This is a genomic window from Bacillus sp. FSL K6-3459, assembly GCF_038003305.1.
GTDB lineage: Bacteria > Bacillota > Bacilli > Bacillales > Bacillaceae > Bacillus > Bacillus pumilus_O.
Genome location: NZ_JBBOOW010000001.1, coordinates 2234912 through 2252026, shown reverse-complemented (window position 1 = coordinate 2252026; position 17115 = coordinate 2234912). Strand labels below are relative to the sequence as shown.

Annotated in this window: 17 protein-coding genes; 15 read left to right on the top strand and 2 right to left on the bottom strand. The window is 40.7% G+C overall.

Translation table 11 applies throughout. The features are described from left to right. Positions 1-112 precede the first annotated feature (112 nt). From MHI35_RS11380 to pstB (MHI35_RS11350), 7 genes are all read left to right on the top strand, one after another. Complete coding sequence (locus tag MHI35_RS11380; protein WP_144522069.1) at positions 113-1399, top strand: MFS transporter; 1287 nt, start codon at positions 113-115, stop codon at positions 1397-1399. A gap of 122 nt (positions 1400-1521) precedes the next feature. After that, positions 1522-3657, top strand: coding sequence for a peptidoglycan D,D-transpeptidase FtsI family protein (locus tag MHI35_RS11375; RefSeq protein ID WP_335349173.1), 2136 nt, complete (start codon positions 1522-1524; stop codon positions 3655-3657). Positions 3658-3871: 214 nt separating this feature from the next. Beyond that, on the top strand, positions 3872-4789 hold the full coding sequence (locus MHI35_RS11370) for a phosphate ABC transporter substrate-binding protein (RefSeq protein ID WP_034661310.1): 918 nt from the start codon (positions 3872-3874) through the stop codon (positions 4787-4789). A 79-nt stretch (positions 4790-4868) separates the two neighbouring features. Beyond that, complete coding sequence (gene pstC, locus MHI35_RS11365; RefSeq protein ID WP_003217329.1) at positions 4869-5795, top strand: phosphate ABC transporter permease subunit PstC; 927 nt, start codon at positions 4869-4871, stop codon at positions 5793-5795. Next, positions 5795-6679: a phosphate ABC transporter permease PstA gene (gene pstA, locus MHI35_RS11360; protein ID WP_144522067.1), complete on the top strand. Its 885-nt coding sequence runs from the start codon at positions 5795-5797 to the stop codon at positions 6677-6679. Before pstC ends, pstA begins: the two co-directional genes overlap by 1 nt. 23 nt (positions 6680-6702) lie before the next feature. Then, positions 6703-7515 carry a phosphate ABC transporter ATP-binding protein PstB gene (gene pstB, locus MHI35_RS11355; RefSeq protein ID WP_417894679.1) on the top strand — a complete coding sequence of 271 codons (813 nt, stop codon included), beginning with the start codon at positions 6703-6705 and terminating at the stop codon, positions 7513-7515. Positions 7516-7529: 14 nt separating this feature from the next. Next, on the top strand, positions 7530-8312 hold the full coding sequence (pstB, locus tag MHI35_RS11350) for a phosphate ABC transporter ATP-binding protein PstB (RefSeq protein WP_335349175.1): 783 nt from the start codon (positions 7530-7532) through the stop codon (positions 8310-8312). A 43-nt stretch (positions 8313-8355) separates the two neighbouring features. Here pstB (MHI35_RS11350) and MHI35_RS11345 read toward each other — a convergent pair whose 3' ends face one another. Further along, complete coding sequence (locus MHI35_RS11345) at positions 8356-8856, bottom strand: endolytic transglycosylase MltG (RefSeq protein ID WP_335349176.1); 501 nt, start codon at positions 8854-8856, stop codon at positions 8356-8358. Next, positions 8853-9200, bottom strand: coding sequence for a hypothetical protein (locus MHI35_RS11340; RefSeq protein ID WP_058014670.1), 348 nt, complete (start codon positions 9198-9200; stop codon positions 8853-8855). The genes MHI35_RS11345 and MHI35_RS11340 overlap by 4 nt, the downstream gene beginning before the upstream one ends. A gap of 420 nt (positions 9201-9620) precedes the next feature. On the opposite strand from MHI35_RS11340, the gene rpmG reads away from it, so the two are divergent. From rpmG to MHI35_RS11300, 8 genes are all read left to right on the top strand, one after another. Next, positions 9621-9770 (top strand): 50S ribosomal protein L33, encoded by a 150-nt coding sequence (gene rpmG, locus MHI35_RS11335; protein WP_012010579.1) that lies wholly within the window; start codon positions 9621-9623, stop codon positions 9768-9770. 48 nt (positions 9771-9818) lie between these two features. Next, on the top strand, positions 9819-10379 hold the full coding sequence (locus MHI35_RS11330; protein WP_335349177.1) for a 5-formyltetrahydrofolate cyclo-ligase: 561 nt from the start codon (positions 9819-9821) through the stop codon (positions 10377-10379). 261 nt (positions 10380-10640) lie between these two features. Next, a complete protein-coding gene (locus MHI35_RS11325) occupies positions 10641-10814 on the top strand; it encodes a hypothetical protein (RefSeq protein ID WP_017367602.1) in 174 nt (57 codons plus the stop codon). An 86-nt stretch (positions 10815-10900) separates the two neighbouring features. After that, positions 10901-12433: a rhomboid family intramembrane serine protease gene (locus tag MHI35_RS11320; protein WP_335349178.1), complete on the top strand. Its 1533-nt coding sequence runs from the start codon at positions 10901-10903 to the stop codon at positions 12431-12433. 66 nt (positions 12434-12499) lie between these two features. Beyond that, positions 12500-12703: a YqgQ family protein gene (locus MHI35_RS11315; protein WP_335349179.1), complete on the top strand. Its 204-nt coding sequence runs from the start codon at positions 12500-12502 to the stop codon at positions 12701-12703. A 13-nt stretch (positions 12704-12716) separates the two neighbouring features. Beyond that, positions 12717-13670: an ROK family glucokinase gene (locus MHI35_RS11310; protein WP_211064165.1), complete on the top strand. Its 954-nt coding sequence runs from the start codon at positions 12717-12719 to the stop codon at positions 13668-13670. Positions 13671-13883: 213 nt separating this feature from the next. Then, positions 13884-15803 carry an LTA synthase family protein gene (locus tag MHI35_RS11305; RefSeq protein WP_144522062.1) on the top strand — a complete coding sequence of 640 codons (1920 nt, stop codon included), beginning with the start codon at positions 13884-13886 and terminating at the stop codon, positions 15801-15803. An 86-nt stretch (positions 15804-15889) separates the two neighbouring features. Further along, the gene (locus MHI35_RS11300; protein WP_335349180.1) at positions 15890-17014 is read left to right on the top strand and encodes a M14 family metallopeptidase; all 1125 of its coding nucleotides are present in this window, start codon (positions 15890-15892) and stop codon (positions 17012-17014) included. The last annotated feature ends 101 nt before the right edge of the window (positions 17015-17115 follow it).

The following is a 17115-nucleotide window of genomic DNA, read 5'->3' as shown; positions in this document are numbered from 1 at the left end:
TTGAAAAGACCTGCTCTTTAGAGAAGCAGGTCTTTTTATATTTTCCCTCCTTTTTTTACATATCTGCCTTTTGATGAGACAGACTATTGTGTAGAAAAGGAGAATGAAATATATGAGCAGATTAAAGAAAATGTTCGGGGACATGGATGTGACAAGAGATTTAATGCTCCTCCTCACGATTGGCGGATTATATGCACTTGCTATTGCGCTTTCTAATACGTTTGTAAACGTGTATTTATGGAAACAGTCTGGAAAATTCACCGATCTTGCGATTTACAACCTGGCTATTGTTGTGCTGCAGCCCATTACATTTTTATTCGCAGGCAAGCTCGCTAAAAAAATAGACCGAGCGTTTGTCCTTCGTTTCGGCGTTATCTTCTTAGCTGCTTTTTACTTAATTGTCTTAATAGCAGGAGAGCACGCGGCCGCACGGCTTGTTTTATTAGGGAGTGTCCTTGGGATCGGTTATGGTTTTTACTGGCTTGCTTTTAACGTACTTACCTTTGAGATCACTGAGCCTGAAACAAGAGATTTCTTTAATGGATTTCTCGGCGTGCTGTCATCTACAGCTGGCATGATCGGTCCTCTTATTGCAGGGATTGTCATATCTCAATTAACGGATGATACAGGCTATACGGTGATTTTCACGTTATCGCTTTTTTTGTTTTCACTAGCGGTTGTGATGAGCTTTTTCCTCAAGAGAAGGCAGTCCAAAGGGAAATTCATCATCAAGCAAATATGGAAAGAACGCCATGCCGATGAGAATTGGCGTAAGATTACAACAGCTCACTTTTTTCAAGGGCTTCGTGAAGGGGTCTTTGTCTTCTTAATTAGTGTCTTTGTGTTTATCGCAACAAACAGTGAGCTTGCTCTTGGGACATTTGGTTTGGTGAACTCAGGTGTTGCCTTTTTCGCTTATTTCTTCGCTACGCGTTTGATTAAGAAAAAGTGGCGTAAGAAAGCCATTATGCTTGGCGGGCTGATTTTATACGGTGCCTTGTTTTTAATCGTCTTTCACTTATCCTATGTATCACTTCTCATGTATGCGGTAGCCATCGCCATAGGATACCCGCTTCTGCTTGTTCCATATGTATCCTTAACATACGATGTCATCGGCCATGCAAGGTATGCAAGGAAAGCCCGAATTGAATATATTGTGGTCAGGGAGCTGTTTTTAAATGCTGGCCGTATTTGTTCCATTGTGTTGTTTCTTCTATCTGTCACCTTACTTGGAGATGAACTCGGAATACCAGCATCTCTTGTTGTGCTTGGAGCGGGACATACCCTCATTTATTACTTTGTAAAAGATATTCATTTGAAAGAAAAAACTGTTGATATGAAAGAGGCAGACGGTCAAAAGCCAGTTTCTCAGACGAACCTTATTAAGGGAGAAAGGTAAAATTTCTTACCAATGGAACATCAAATTTATAGATAAATAATAGAAAAACCGCTAAAATGATGATGGCACCTTTTATACACAAAAAGGGGTGCCATTTCTTTCTTGATAGAAAAGGTGATGTGATGAGAAACAAGAAAAACAAAAAAGATGCGAAGGAAGGGCGCAAAACACTTCCACTCAGGCTGAATTTACTGTTTTTAGCTGCGTTTATTATTTTTACTGGTGTTGTTGTAAGACTCGGATTTGTACAAATTGTCAATGGAGAAGATTATAAAAAGCAGGCAGAAAAACAAGAGGATGTAAATGTCAGCTCAGCTGCTCCGCGTGGAAAAATTTACGATCGAAACTATAATACGATTGTCAGCAATAAAGCGCTAAATGCCATTACATATACGAGAACCTCTACAACTTCACAAGAAGAGCGGCTCAAAGTGGCTACAAAATTAGCGGATATGATTCATGTGAGCACGAAAAAAATCACAGATCGTGACAAAAAAGATTTCTGGATTTTAACGCATCCGAATGAAGCGAAAAAGCTTGTTCAAAAGGAATCGGAATTAAAGGGTGACGATAAGGTCGCTGATGATAAATTATATGAGCTTCAGCTGAAACGCATCACGGACAAGGAATTAAATCAACTGACGAAAAAAGACTTACAAGTGCTTGCGATTAAAAGACAAATGGATGCAGGCTATGCACTTACGCCTCAATTCATTAAAAATGATGATGTGAAGCCAAGCGAAATTGCTTATGTCTCTGAGCATTTGGACGTGCTGCCAGGTGTGGATGTCACAACAGACTGGTCACGTAGCTATCCGTATAAAGGACTGCTCCGCAGTATGCTCGGCAGTGTGTCTTCAAGTGATGAAGGACTCCCGCAGTCACTGCTTGAACATTATTTATCACTCGGCTACAGCCGAAATGACCGTGTAGGAAAAAGCTATTTAGAATATCAATATGAAGATGTTCTGCAAGGACAGAAGGAAAAAGAGCAGAGCACAACTGATAAAGAGGGCAATGTAACAAGCTCTAAAGTGCTAACAGAAGGAAAGAGCGGGAAAGACCTTGTGCTCACCATTGATATTCAGCTGCAAAAAGCGGTAGAAAAAATCGTTGAAAAGAACTTAAGAAGTGCGAAACAACGAGGCGGGACAGAGCTTCTTGATCGTGCGTTTGTTGTCATGATGGACCCTAGAAATGGAGAAGTTCTCTCTGTTGCGGGGAAACAGATTTCAAACAAAAACGGAAAATACAAATTTGATGACTACGCATTAGGGTCAATGACATCATCTTATGCGATGGGCTCAGCTGTAAAAGGGGCCACTGTACTGACTGGCTATAAAACAGGCGTGATTCATATTGGAAGTACTCAGTACGATGAACCGCTATATATCGCGCAGTCACCGCCTAAGAAATCCTATCAAAATATGGGACTCATTAATGATTTAACGGCACTCGAGCGTTCATCTAACGTGTATATGTTTAAAACAGCGATTGCCGTTGGAAAAGGGGAGTATCGTAAGAACCAACCGCTCCCAATCGATCCGAAAGCTTTTGATACATTCCGTTATAATTTCAGTAAATTTGGTCTTGGGGTCAAAACAGGGATTGACCTGCCAAACGAAGCGACAGGCTACCGGGGAACGTCTACACAATCTGGTCTCCTGCTTGACTATGCAATTGGACAGTATGATACGTTTACACCGCTACAAATGGCGCAATACGTTTCAACGGTTGCCAATGGCGGATATCGTTTACGTCCGCAGCTTGTGAAAGAAGTGAGAGAGCCAGATCCGCAGCGCGGTATTGGTGCTGTAACAGAATCCGTCAAACCTGACGTATTGAATAAGCTAGACATGACAAGTGATCAGATCAAGCGTGTTCAGCAAGGCTTCAAGCTTGTCATGCAGAACCCAAGAGGGACAGCTTACTCGAACTTTGGCAACAAAAAATACAACCCAGCTGGCAAAACAGGAACCGCTCAATCATTCTATGACGGCCCAATTAAAAGCAAGCGCGGCACACCAACATACAACACGACACTTGTGGCGTATGCGCCTGCTGATAACCCAGAAGTGGCCATTTCCGTCGTTGTACCATGGGTGTATCAAGACTACAATCAGCGCTATCCAATTACAAATGATATCGGTGAACAAGTATTAGACAAATACTTTGAGCTAAAATCAAAACAGGAAAGCAATGATACACAAGCGAAGAACAAAAATAAAATTGAAAATGAAGCAGAAACAAATGACTAGACCTTTTCTAGGTAAAAACGCTCACTTTTTGTGGGCGTTTTTTTACGTTTTCTTCAAATTTATCGAGATAAATTGACAAAATACATAAAAAACATCGCAAGATCTCTACAAAACTTCGACATTTACAAAACCTTAACATTCCATTTAAACGAAATTAATAAAGAACCTTTAATGTATTACTCGTAGGACAAATTATTCAGGGGGTATTCTTGAAATGAAAAAGAACAAATTATGGCTGCTTACTTTCCTTACAATCGCATTGTTAGCATTCGTTACAGCATGCGGAAACAGCAGCTCAAGCGGAGATTCAAAAGACAGTAAAGGAAATGCTTCAAACAAAGATGAGGCATCAGGTTCCATTACCATCTCAGGATCATCTGCGATGCAGCCTTTAGTTCTTGCGGCAGCAGAAAAATTCATGGATAAACATCCAAAAGCCGATATTCAAGTACAAGCCGGCGGTTCAGGAACTGGACTTTCTCAAGTGTCAGAAGGATCTGTACAAATTGGTAACTCAGATGTATTCGCAGAAGAGAAAGACGGAATCGACGCAAAAGCTTTAACAGACCACAAAGTAGCAGTTGTTGGAATGGCTGCAGCTGTAAACCCTGAAGTGGGTGTCAAAGACATCACAAAGGACGAATTGAAAAAAATCTTCACTGGTAAAATCAAAAACTGGAAAGAGCTTGGCGGGAAAGACCAAAAAATCACTCTTGTGAACAGACCTGACTCTTCAGGAACTCGTGCAACATTTGTGAAATATGCACTTGATGGTGCAACACCTGCAGAAGGAATCACAGAAGATTCTTCAAACACAGTGAAAAAATTGATTGCAGAAACACCAGGTGCGATTGGATACCTAGCATTCTCTTATTTAACAGATGACAAAATTACACCGCTTAGCATTGATGGTGTGAAACCGGAAGAAAGCAATGTAGAAAGCGGTAAATATACAATTTGGGCTTACGAGCATTCTTATACAAAAGGTGAGCCAGATGGTCTAGCAAAACAATTCTTAGATTACCTCATGAGTGATGAAGTACAAAAAGAAATCGTCAAAGACCAAGGCTACATCTCAGTTTCTAATATGAAAGTAGAAAGAGACGCAACAGGCAAACAAACAGATAAGTAAGAGGTCTTGAATTGCTGATGAAGGAAAAGTGGAGCTTTTCACTTTTCCTTTTATGACATTCATAGGAGTGTAGAAAAAGATGAAGCAGATAGAACATACAGAAGCGAGTGATCGACTGATTAGCTCGAAGAAAAATAGGCAAATGGATGAAGTAAGAGGAAGTATTTTGGTGAGATTCTGCGCATTCTTAATGATTGCTGTATCGATCGCCATCACCATCTTTCTTGGCATTAAGGGTTTACAATCTTTCATCGTAAATGGTGTAAGCCCAATTGAGTTCTTAACCAGTATCAATTGGAACCCAACAGCAGAAAACCCGCAGTACGGTGCATTTCCTTTTATCTTCGGATCAATCGCCGTCACGCTCCTATCGGCACTCATTGCAGCGCCGCTAGGCATTGCAGGCGCAATCTTTATGACAGAAATTGCACCTGCTTGGGGACGTAAAATCCTCCAGCCAGTCATTGAATTGCTTGTAGGGATTCCATCCGTTGTTTACGGATTCATAGGTCTTACAGTATTGGTACCGTTTATCGGACACTTCAAGTCAAGCGGTTCAGGGCATAGCGTGCTAGCAGGAACGATTGTCCTGTCTATTATGATTCTGCCAACCGTTACATCTATTGCGACTGATGCAATGGGTTCACTACCAAAAAGTTTACGTGAGGGATCGTACGCATTAGGCGCAACAAGATGGCAAACGATTAGACGTGTGCTTGTCCCGGCAGCTCTGCCAACATTAATGACAGCGGTCGTTCTTGGCATGGCTAGAGCATTTGGCGAAGCCCTTGCTGTACAGATGGTCATTGGAAACACGCGTAATTTACCAGAGAGCATTATGGATACAGCTGGTACATTAACAACCATTATTACGTTAAACATGGGTCACACAACGTATGGAAGTGTTGAGAACAATACACTTTGGTCAATGGGACTTGTCCTTCTAGTTGTATCATTTATGTTCATACTCATTATCAGATACTTGTCGTCTAGGAGGAAGATTTAATGAATAGCAAAATGACCGATCGTTTTGCCACATTTATATTTGGATTATGTGCTGCCATTATTACGGCGATTCTCGTTGGTTTGTTTTCTTATATCATTTTCAACGGTGCAAAAGAATTAAATTTCGACTTTTTAACAACACGCTCAAGTGCGATTGGCTCTGGCGGTGGTATTAGGGATCAGCTCTTTAACTCGTTTTATATTTTGTTTATTACGATGCTGATTACAGTACCGCTTGGCGTCGGTGGTGGCGTGTATATGGCAGAGTATGCGCCTCAAAACAAAGTCACAGATTTTATTCGTACATGTATTGAAGTGCTGTCTTCACTTCCGTCTATCGTCATTGGTATGTTTGGTTTACTTATGTTTGTGAATTTAACAGGCTGGGGCTATACGATCATTGGGGGAGCTCTTGCACTCACTGTGTTTAACCTGCCGGTGATGGTCAGGGTCACAGAAGATGCGCTTCGCTCTGTACCGAAGGATCAAAAGGAAGCATCACTTGCGCTTGGTGTAACGAAGTGGCACACAGTCAAAACGATCCTTATTCCAGGTGCGCTTCCATCTATTATCACTGGTGCGATTTTAGCATCAGGAAGAGTCTTTGGTGAGGCGGCAGCCCTTCTTTTTACAGCAGGTCTCTCTACACCGCGCCTTGATTTCACAAACTGGAGTCCTTTTTCTGATACGTCACCGCTGAATGTGTTTAGACCGGCAGAAACATTAGCCGTTCATATATGGAACGTCAATACACAAGGAATCATTCCAGATGCAGAGGCCATTGCAAATGGTGCATCAGCTGTACTTGTCCTTTCAGTCTTATTGTTCAACTTAGCAGCTAGATGGCTTGGTTCATTTATTCATAAAAAGCTTACGTCAAAATAATGTGAGAGAGGTGTGAAGGGGATATGGTTCAAATGCTAGCAGAAAAAAAAGAGATTGCAGCGAAAAAGGCTCCACTTCAAGTGGAACAGATTTTACAGGTGCAGGATTTAAGCATTTATTATGGTGAAAAACGAGCGGTCAATCACATTTCATTCGAGATTGAGAAGAATGCGATTACCGCATTAATCGGCCCATCCGGCTGTGGGAAGTCTACCTTTTTACGTAGCATTAACCGCATGAACGATTTAATTCCAGGTGCGAGAAGTGAAGGGGCAATCATGTACGAAGGATTAAATATTTTGGATGATCGTATTAATGTCGTGAATTTAAGAAGAGAAATCGGGATGGTCTTCCAAAAACCAAATCCTTTTCCTAAATCGATCTACAATAACATCACCCATGCGTTAAAGTATGCTGGGGAAAAAAGAAAATCTGTGCTTGATGATGCGGTTGAAGAAAGCTTAACAAAGGCGGCGTTATGGGATGAGGTCAAAGACCGTTTGCACCGATCCGCTTTATCATTGTCAGGCGGTCAGCAGCAGCGCCTTTGTATTGCCCGTACACTTGCGATGAAACCTAGTGTTTTGCTATTAGATGAACCAGCATCTGCCCTAGACCCTATCTCAAATGCGAAAATTGAAGAGCTATTAGGCGAATTGAAAAATGATTATTCAATCGTCATTGTGACACACAACATGCAGCAAGCGCTTCGTGTATCAGATCGTACGGCCTTTTTCTTAAACGGAGATCTAGTAGAATATGATGCCACAGAACGTATCTTTACACGTCCTGCGCAGCAAAAAACAGAAGACTATATCAATGGTCGATTTGGATAAGGCGGGTGGATTTGATGAATGCAGTAGCAACTGAAACAGCAAAAAAAGAAGTGTTTCGTGTGAATGATATGAACCTTTGGTATGGACAGCATCATGCATTGAAGCATATTGACTTAGCGATTAGAGAGCATGAAGTCACAGCGATTATCGGCCCGTCTGGCTGCGGAAAGTCAACGTTTATTAAAACGTTAAATCTTATGGTCAAAACTGTGCCAGGTGTGAAAATCACCGGGGATATGATGTATAAAGAGGACAACATTTTAAAAGGTCGTGTCGATTTAGTCGAGCTGCGCAAAAATGTTGGTATGGTGTTTCAAAAAGGGAATCCATTCCCTCAGTCAATCTTTGATAATGTCGTATACGGACCAAGAATTCACGGGGTTAAGAGCAAGCAGCAATTGAAAGAAATCGCGGAAAAAGCGCTTCGAGATGTTGCCCTATGGGATGAAGTGAAAGATCGATTAAGTGCTCCCGCTCTAGGTCTTTCTGGCGGTCAGCAGCAGCGTCTTTGTATCGCAAGAGCCATTGCTACAAGCCCAGACATCTTATTAATGGATGAACCAACATCAGCGCTTGATCCTGTTTCAACATTAAAGATTGAAGAATTGATTATGAAATTGAAAGAGAAATATACGATTGCCATTGTGACGCATAACATGCAGCAAGCGGCTCGGGTATCAGACCGAACGGCCTTCTTCTTAATGGGGGAGCTTGTTGAAGTGAATGATACAAATGTGATGTTTTCTGAGCCAAACGATCAAAGAACGAATGATTATATATCTGGTCGATTTGGATAAGAAAAACCCCCTGGAGGCCAGTGCCGCCAGGGGGTTTTTGTTGTTATTTTGTTAAGGCTTTGACAATCTGTTTAAATGTCATTCCTGTTTTTAAATTGAATTTGCCTGCACGAATTTCTTTATGGTAGCCGGCGTCAATCACGTAATCATTGAAATCTTTAGACGAGTTGATGATGCCTTCCTTTTCAAGCATGTCTGAAACATCACTTGTACTCATACCGTTTTTAATCACAAATTTGATTGATTTGCCTTTAGGCTTATCCTCTTTTTGTTGATCCTTCTTAGAATCGCCGTCTTCATTTGCCTTCAGCGCTTTTTCCTTATAGTCAAGAAGCTGTTGGTACGTTTCGCGGCTGACAGTGACTTCTTTTTTGGAGTCTAAATAGTTTTTCACGTCAGTGTCAGTTACTTTCTGTGCGAGGGTTTCTTTTGTTGTTGTATCAGCTGCTGCCTCATCTTTTCCAGTGAGGAAAAAAACGATCGCAAGAACCCCAGTTGCAAGAATCATACCTGCTGCAAACGTTTGGATGCTTTTTTTCGTCATACAAGCACCCTCTCGTTGTCTTTAATGATCATATTGACATCTTCTACAGATACATGCTCAGCGCGCGCAATGGCTTCAGGAGACATGCCATTTTGATGCTTTGAAATGATCTGTCTTGCGATTGACGGATCAATTTCTGAATGTTGGCGAACGACGATGTTTGTTTCAAGTAATTCTTCTTCAAGCACTTTCATTTTCTTTTTCAGTTTATAGATTTCTTGCATTGCAGATAGTTGAAGTGTTTCAAGTTCCTGCTCGACTTCTTTAATCGGCTCTCTTTGAAAATATGAGAATGCGATCAGTACAATACTGACAACAAGCAATCCGATAATTGCAATTTCCATGTTTCATCACCTTTTATTCATATTTTAATGCTGAAAGCCATAAAAGGCTTCCAAGATTGTTTCAGACAGTTTTCGACCCTTCTTTTTTATACCATAAAAAAGCTAGTTTCAAAAGGAATTGCTGAAGAAAATCACCTTTTTTTCATCTTTTTTCTTTTTATATGTAAAACGGGTATGAAAACCTTGCTTCGCTGTCAAAATAAATGAAAGCGGCGAGGAGAAGAGGGGTCTCATGTATACAGTACGACAAAGGATCAGGTTTTATAGGGGAGAAGATGATTTTTCATGACATAAACAAGCGATATGTCAGTGAAAGCACTCAAAATGAAATTGGTGAAAAAACATTCTAGCATTCCTAAGCTAGAAGTGGTATTATAGTTAGGTCTGAATGTGAATTGATTTTAGTTTGGAGGGAAAAATATGCGCGTAAATATTACTCTAGCTTGCACTGAATGCGGTGAGCGTAACTATATTACTAAAAAGAATAAGCGAAACAATCCAGATCGCGTTGAATTCAAAAAGTATTGCTCACGTGATAAAAAACAAACTGTACATCGTGAAACAAAGTAAGCAGCAGGGAATTTTCCTGCTGTTTTTTTATGATGGGAGATGATCTGCATGAAAAAGGAGCTTCGCCTTCAAACATTAGCCAAGCTTGATCAGGTAAGTACTGAAGAATTTGAGCGCAGCACTGCTTTACTTCATGAGCACTTATTGCAGCTGTCAGCATGGAAACAGGCGAAAACGATCGCTTTGACAATGTCTAGAGGAAAAGAGATACCGACATTGCCTCTGATTAAAAAAGCGTGGGAAGAAGGAAAAACAGTCTGTATCCCTACCTGCTTTCCAAAAACAAAAGAGATGATCTTTTATGAATATACACCCGCAACAAAGATGACATCCAGCTACTTTGGACTACTGGAACCAGACCCTCATGTATCAACAGTTGTACATAAAGAAACCATTGATTTAATCATTGTGCCTGGGGTATGCTTCGATCAAAAAGGCTACCGGATTGGATTTGGGGGCGGCTATTATGACCGCTACTTAGCTGACTATCACGGTTTAACCATTGCACTTTGTCTATCTTTACAGCAAATCAAGCATGTGCCCTCAGAAGCACACGATATACCGGTATCTATGATTGTCAGTGAAAAAGGCGCGTTATATCAAAAGTAAAAGTCCGCTCATTGTCCAAAGAACGGGCTTTTTCGTGTTTCATCGGAATTGTAAGCTGCCTCATACGTTCAAGGATTTAATCGACCGTCATCAATTTGACATTTCTTATGGTCAATCTGAGTGTGAAAAGGTCTATTATATTCAATCAAAAGAACAAGGGATTAGATTGTGAAAGTAGATAGCATTGTAAGCGATAAAAATAATGGTTCATGCATAAACACATCCTATTTAAGCCACGATACGAACATAGGAGGGAATCTGATGAATAAAATGATTTGGAGCATTGTGTTCACATTGTTTGCATTCGTTCTCGTGCAAAATCGTTATCGGCTGATGAATTTGATTTTAGGTCAAAATCAAGTGCGTCACTTTTTTATTAAGTGGTTGATGAAAATCCCATACTTTCGGACGAAATTTATTCGCCAAGCATTCTAATCCCGCACACGCCGGGATTTTTTTGTTCAGAAATGCGGATCAGAACGATTCTTGTTATAATAATGTAAAAAATGGAGCGCGAATGAATGAATGTTATAGATAGTTTATTTTGGCGAGTTGTGGATGAATTAAGACAAAAAGGGTACGAAATGATTCAAAGTCCGTATCCAGAAGATGAAATATTTTTCGAAGCACCACGAAACTCAGGGTATGATCTTATCCGTCTATATAGAAAAGATGTGAATTTTAGACAGGAGATCGTTCGAGATATTGAAGAGCAGACGTATCGGATGAATCAGCTGAGAGAGGCCATGCGTAAACGGTCTCTTCATCTCTTACAGCTCCAATTTACAGCTGACCACCCTGTAGATGATTGGGAGGACCTAAACGGTCAGCCGCAAAAAAAGCAAAAGGTGACGGTTACACCTGTATTACTAAATGCAGATACTCTACAACATGACGTGAACGAGCTGCAAAAATGGCTCAATACATCGCTGACAGTGGATATAGAAGAGGCAAAAAGAGATGCAGCTGAAGATGTCATAAAGCTTAAAGCGAACGTACTTCAAGCATTCGATCATCAAGAAAAGCAACGTGAACGGGAACGTGCCGTTTTTCAAAATGGCAGACCGACTTTCACCTACCTGCTCATTGCTGTTCAAGTGGTGATGTTTCTTTTACTTGAACTATTTGGCGGAAGTACCAATACGGCAACTTTAACAGCGTTTGGTGCTAAAAATAATGGGCTGATCTTAGAGGGAGAATGGTGGCGCCTGATTACCCCAATGTTTTTGCACATTGGCTTTACGCACTTACTCTTTAATACATTTGCTCTTTGGTCTGTCGGAGCGGCCGTTGAGAGAATTTATGGATCATGGAGATTTTTGCTCATCTATTTCATTTCCGGCATTTTTGGTTCAATCGCGAGTTTTGTCTTTAATACCGCTATCGCAGCCGGTGCATCAGGTGCGATCTTTGGATGCTTAGGTGCACTATTATATTTGGCAATCTCTAACCGTAAGCTCTTTTTTCGGACGATGGGGACAAATATTATTGTGATCATCCTCATTAATTTAGGGATCGGCTTTACCGTATCAGGTATTGATAACGCAGGGCACCTTGGCGGTCTGGTTGGTGGTTTTTTGGCTGCTTTAGCTGTCCGACTCCCTAAACAGGTGCAGCCTGTCAAGATGTTTCTTGCTAGTGTTATTCTATTGTTGATTGGTGTTTTTGGATTGTATACAGGGTTTCATTCAGACGATCAAAAGGAAGCGGCGGCAGTAAGTGAGGCAGCAAGTCTATTTGACGATAAGAACTATAACGAAGCAAGTAAGCGTCTAGAGGAATATGTACATCAAAAAGATGCATCAGCCGAGTCTCTCCATATATATGCACTATCGGAAGCCCAGCTCGGCCACCTTGACAAAGCGATTGGATTTTTACAAAGGTCGCTTAAAAAAGATCCAGATGATCCAAATAAACTGTATCATTTATCGTTGTTGTACGTAGAAAAAGGAGAGACAGCGAAAGCAGAGGATCTAATAGAAAAAGGGTTAGACCAAGATTCAAAAAATGACCAATTGTTAAAGCTGAAACAATATATTGAAAATATTGAATGACTTGACTGAAAGCGCATTTATGAATACGCTTATCCTATCTGTTGATGAGAAGAAATGGTGGAAACAATGAAAACGTTATATGATGTACAGCAGCTACTCATGAGATTTGGAAATTATGTGTATTTCGGAGATCGTGAAGTGGAATTAGAATTTATGGCAGATGAACTAAAGGAAATGTATACATCGGGCATTATGGACCGGACCGAATGGTCAAACGCAATGACGATTCTTCAAATGGAACTAGCCAAATTAAATCGAAAAACAATGTGAAGGTGGAGGGCTTATGATAGGGGATTGGTTTGTAGGAGTTGATCTTGGCGGTACGACAATTAAGCTTGCGTTCATTAATCTATATGGTGAAATTCAGCATAAGTGGGAGATTCCTACGGATAAATCAGGGCAGACGATCACAGTCGATATTGCCAAATCAATAGACCACAAATTGGCCGAAATCAGTATGCCCAAATCATCGCTGATTGGGATTGGAATGGGTGCACCTGGGCCTGTAGATAAAGTATCTGGAATTGTCTATAAAACAACGAATCTCGGCTGGACAAACTATCCACTCAAAGACCATCTAGAGGCAGAGACAGGACTTCCATCTGTCATCGAAAATGATGCGAATATTGCTGCACTCGGTGAAATGTGGAAGGGTGCAGGCGATGGCGCAAAAAACATCCTGATGGTCACACTTGGCACGGGTGTTGGCGGCGGTATTATTGTAAATGGTGAAGTTGTTCAAGGTGAGACAGGGGCTGGCGGAGAAATTGGCCATATTTGTGCCGTTCCATTCCAAGGAGCTCCGTGTAACTGCGGAAGAACAGGCTGTATTGAAACCATTGCATCTGCGACTGGCATCGTCCGGCTTGCAAAGGATCAATTAGTCACAGAGCAGCATACCTCTTCACTTGGCACATTCTCTTCGCTGACTGCAAAGGATGTGTTTAAGGCCGCTGAAAGTGGAGATGACCTTGCCATGCGTGTCGTAGAAGAAGTGACGACTCACCTTGGCCTTGTCTTAGCGAACCTTGCTAGTGCGTTAAACCCAACTAAAATTGTCATTGGTGGCGGTGTTTCAAAAGCAGGTGAACTCCTTCGCAGTAAAGTAGAGCACGTTGTTAAGCATCATGCATTTCCGCCTTGCGCTAATGATGTCGAAGTCGTGATTGCCTCGCTCGGAAACGATGCAGGAGTCATCGGCGGTGCATGGATGGCAAAAAACAAATGGTTGTCTTAAACAAAAAAGTCATCATGATGTCATTTTTATTAAAAAAAGCGATAGATGGGCATGAAATGAAATGTTTAGCATATTCATAAGTTTGTCATGAGGAAAAAGACATTGATTTTCCAGCACATACAGGATAAGATATAGTTTAGTTATTTTTGAAGAAGCACCAATAATTAGGGTGTATCCCTAGCTTGAGTGCTCGCTTAGCATAAGGAGGTTACAATGCGAAAGAAAAGATTAAAGGCGATTTCATTTTTACTGATTGCGACTTTGCTCATGTGGGTCAAAACCTATGTTATCTATAAATCTAGCTTCAATATTAAAATAGAAAATTTCATGCAGGAGTTTATCCTGTTTATTAATCCGCTTAGCTTTATCTTGTTTATCTTCGGTATCGGTTTATTTATGAAAGAAAAAAATCGCAATCGATATATTATCGTGACGAGCTTTATTCTGACATTTATTTTGTTAGCTAACATTGTTTTTTACCGATTCTATAGTGACTTTTTAACCATCCCCGTCCTATTTCAAACAAACAATATGGGTGACCTCGGGTCAAGTATTACCTCTTTAATTGAACCAGTCGATTTTCTAATGTTCGTTGATATTATCATTTTAATGTGGCTCTATAAAAAGCAGCCTACCTTTAGAACGGCTGTCACCATTTCACGAAAAGAACGAGCAGCGTATTATTTATTTGTGGCGGCGACTTTTTTCTTTAACCTAGGTTTGGCTGAAACAGAAAGACCAGAACTGCTCACTCGCTCATTTGACCGTGAGATGCTGGTGAAAAATATTAGCTTATATAATTTCCATATTTATGATGGGGTGTTGCAATCGAAGCAGTCTGCTCAACGAGCCCTTGCTGACAGCAATAGCTTAACAGAAATTGAAAACTATGTAAGCGCAAATCAAACCGACCGTAATGAAAAGACGTTTGGTCAAGCAAAAGGGAGAAACGTCATTCTTATCTCACTTGAATCTACACAAAGTTTCGTGATCAATGAAAAATTAAACGGGAAAGAAATCACTCCGTTTTTAAACAAACTAATCAAGAAAAGCTACAACTTTACTAATTTCTATCATCAAACAGGTCAAGGGAAAACATCGGACTCAGAGTTTATTGTTGATAACTCTCTCTATCCGCTTGGAAGAGGGGCTGTGTTCTTCACAAATCCAAGTAATGAGTATACAGCGACACCTGAGCTGTTAAAGGATGAAGGGTACCATTCTTCTGTCATTCATGCGAATAACAAAAGTTTCTGGAACCGTGATCTGATCTACGATAGCTTTGGCTACGATAAGTTTTTTGATATTAAATCATTTGATGTGAATGAAGAAAATTCAGTTGGCTGGGGGCTGAAAGATGGTCCATTCTTTGAACAGTCAGCAGAATTGATGAAGTCGATCCCGCAGCCTTTCTATACGAGATTGATTACATTAACCAATCATTTTCCGTTTGATCTAGATGAAGAAGATAAGCTCATTGATGAATATGATTCTAAGAGCAAAACGCTAAACAAATATTTCCCTACAGTGCGTTATCAAGATGAAGCACTTAAGCTCTTTTTTAAAAAGATGAAAGAAGCTGGGTTATACGATAACTCCATTTTTGTTTTGTACGGGGATCATTATGGAATTTCAGAAAACCATAACGAAGCCATGGGGCAATTTTTAAATAAAGAGATTACGCCATTTGAAGAAGTACAGCTACAAAAAGTCCCGTTTGTTGTACACATTCCAGGGATCACAGACCAACATCCAAAAGAAATTGATACGGTAGGTGGTCAGGTGGATCTTCGCCCAACTGTACTCAATCTTTTAGGAATTGATACAAGTAAACAAATTCAATTTGGTCATGATCTTTTATCAAAAGAGACGAATGATTTTACCGTACTCCGTGATGGCAGCTTTATTACGAAGGACAGTGTTTTCACAGATGGTGTTTGCTACAATAAAAAAACGGGTGAGCCAAGAGATGATGAGACTGTGTGTCAGTCTTATGAAGAGAAGGCAAAGCAGGAGCTTCAATTCTCTGATCAAATCATCTATGGGGATCTCCTTAGATTTTATGACCGGAATAGCCCGGACCATTCTCCATCCAAAAAAGAAGATGAAACGAAGCTGAAAAAGGCGTCCTAACATATGAGAAAACCTCTGTTATTTTTACATGCGGAGGTTTTCTTTTTTTGTCTGCCGGCTCATATACTATGAGAGGAGGGATGTAAATGAAGACAACGTCGTTTGGGAAAATTGAATGGGAGCTAGATGGAGAGGAAAAGGATCATGTAGCAAAGCAGCTAGGGATAGGGAATGCGGCTTTCCATTTATCCAATCAAATCAGCACTGAGTATCTCCTTTTACCGGGATATCGACTTCCGGAAGGCATCCACTCATTTTCTTCCATAGGTGAGTTGCAGAAATTTATTGCGCCTTACAGGCTGCAGCAATCCGATGATTGGATCAATGGAACGTATGAATATGATAGTGCTCAATTAGAGGAAGAGCTGAGCCGCTTGAAAGCCGCATTTCCTTTTCTTCAAATGAGCATCATAGGTCATTCAGTGCTAGATACACCTATTTATGAAATCCGAACAGAGCCTGTTCAGCATTTACATTCTGTTCATTTGAATGCCTCTTTTCATGCAAATGAATGGATCACGACGTCTGTTTTAATAAAATGGCTGAAATCGCTTTGTTTGGCTGCATCTGATCCTGTGCAAGCAAGGCACCATGAAGCTGTTCATATTCTGCGAACCACAGCTCTCTCCATCGTACCTATGGTGAATCCAGATGGTGTGGACCTCGTACGGAATGGACCAGAGTCACTTGGTCTCAGCAGTGAAGAATTCACATCGGTACATGATAGATATGCTGATTATCAGGAATGGAAAGCAAATATAAGAGGGGTGGATTTGAACAATCAATTTCCTGCTTATTGGGAGATCGAATACTACCGTCATGAGACGAAGGCTCCGTCCAATCGAGGTTTTCCTGGATATCAGCCGCTAACAGAGCCAGAAGCGAAAGCAATGGCAAATCTAGCGTTACGAAAACGCTTTGACCGGCTTGTTGCTCTCCATACACAAGGAGAAGAGATATACTGGGGCTTTCTTGGTCATGAACCAGCCATCTCAAAAGTAACGGTCAAACGATTCGAGCAAGTCAGCGGCTATAAACCAGTTCAATATCTTGATAGCTATGCAGGCTATCGCGATTGGTTTATTTATCAATGTCACAATGAGGGCTATACAGTCGAGCTTGGTCTAGGAAAAAATCCTCTTTCCATGAATCAATTCGACACCATCTATGAGAAAACAAAGCAGTTGTTATGGGAAGCATGTAAGTGTTAAAAAGCACCTGACAGGTGCTTTTTACATTTGAACATGAAGCGATTTCTTATTGTCAATAAAAATAATGGTAGGGTAATTGACGAAGACCGCCCTGTGAGCTA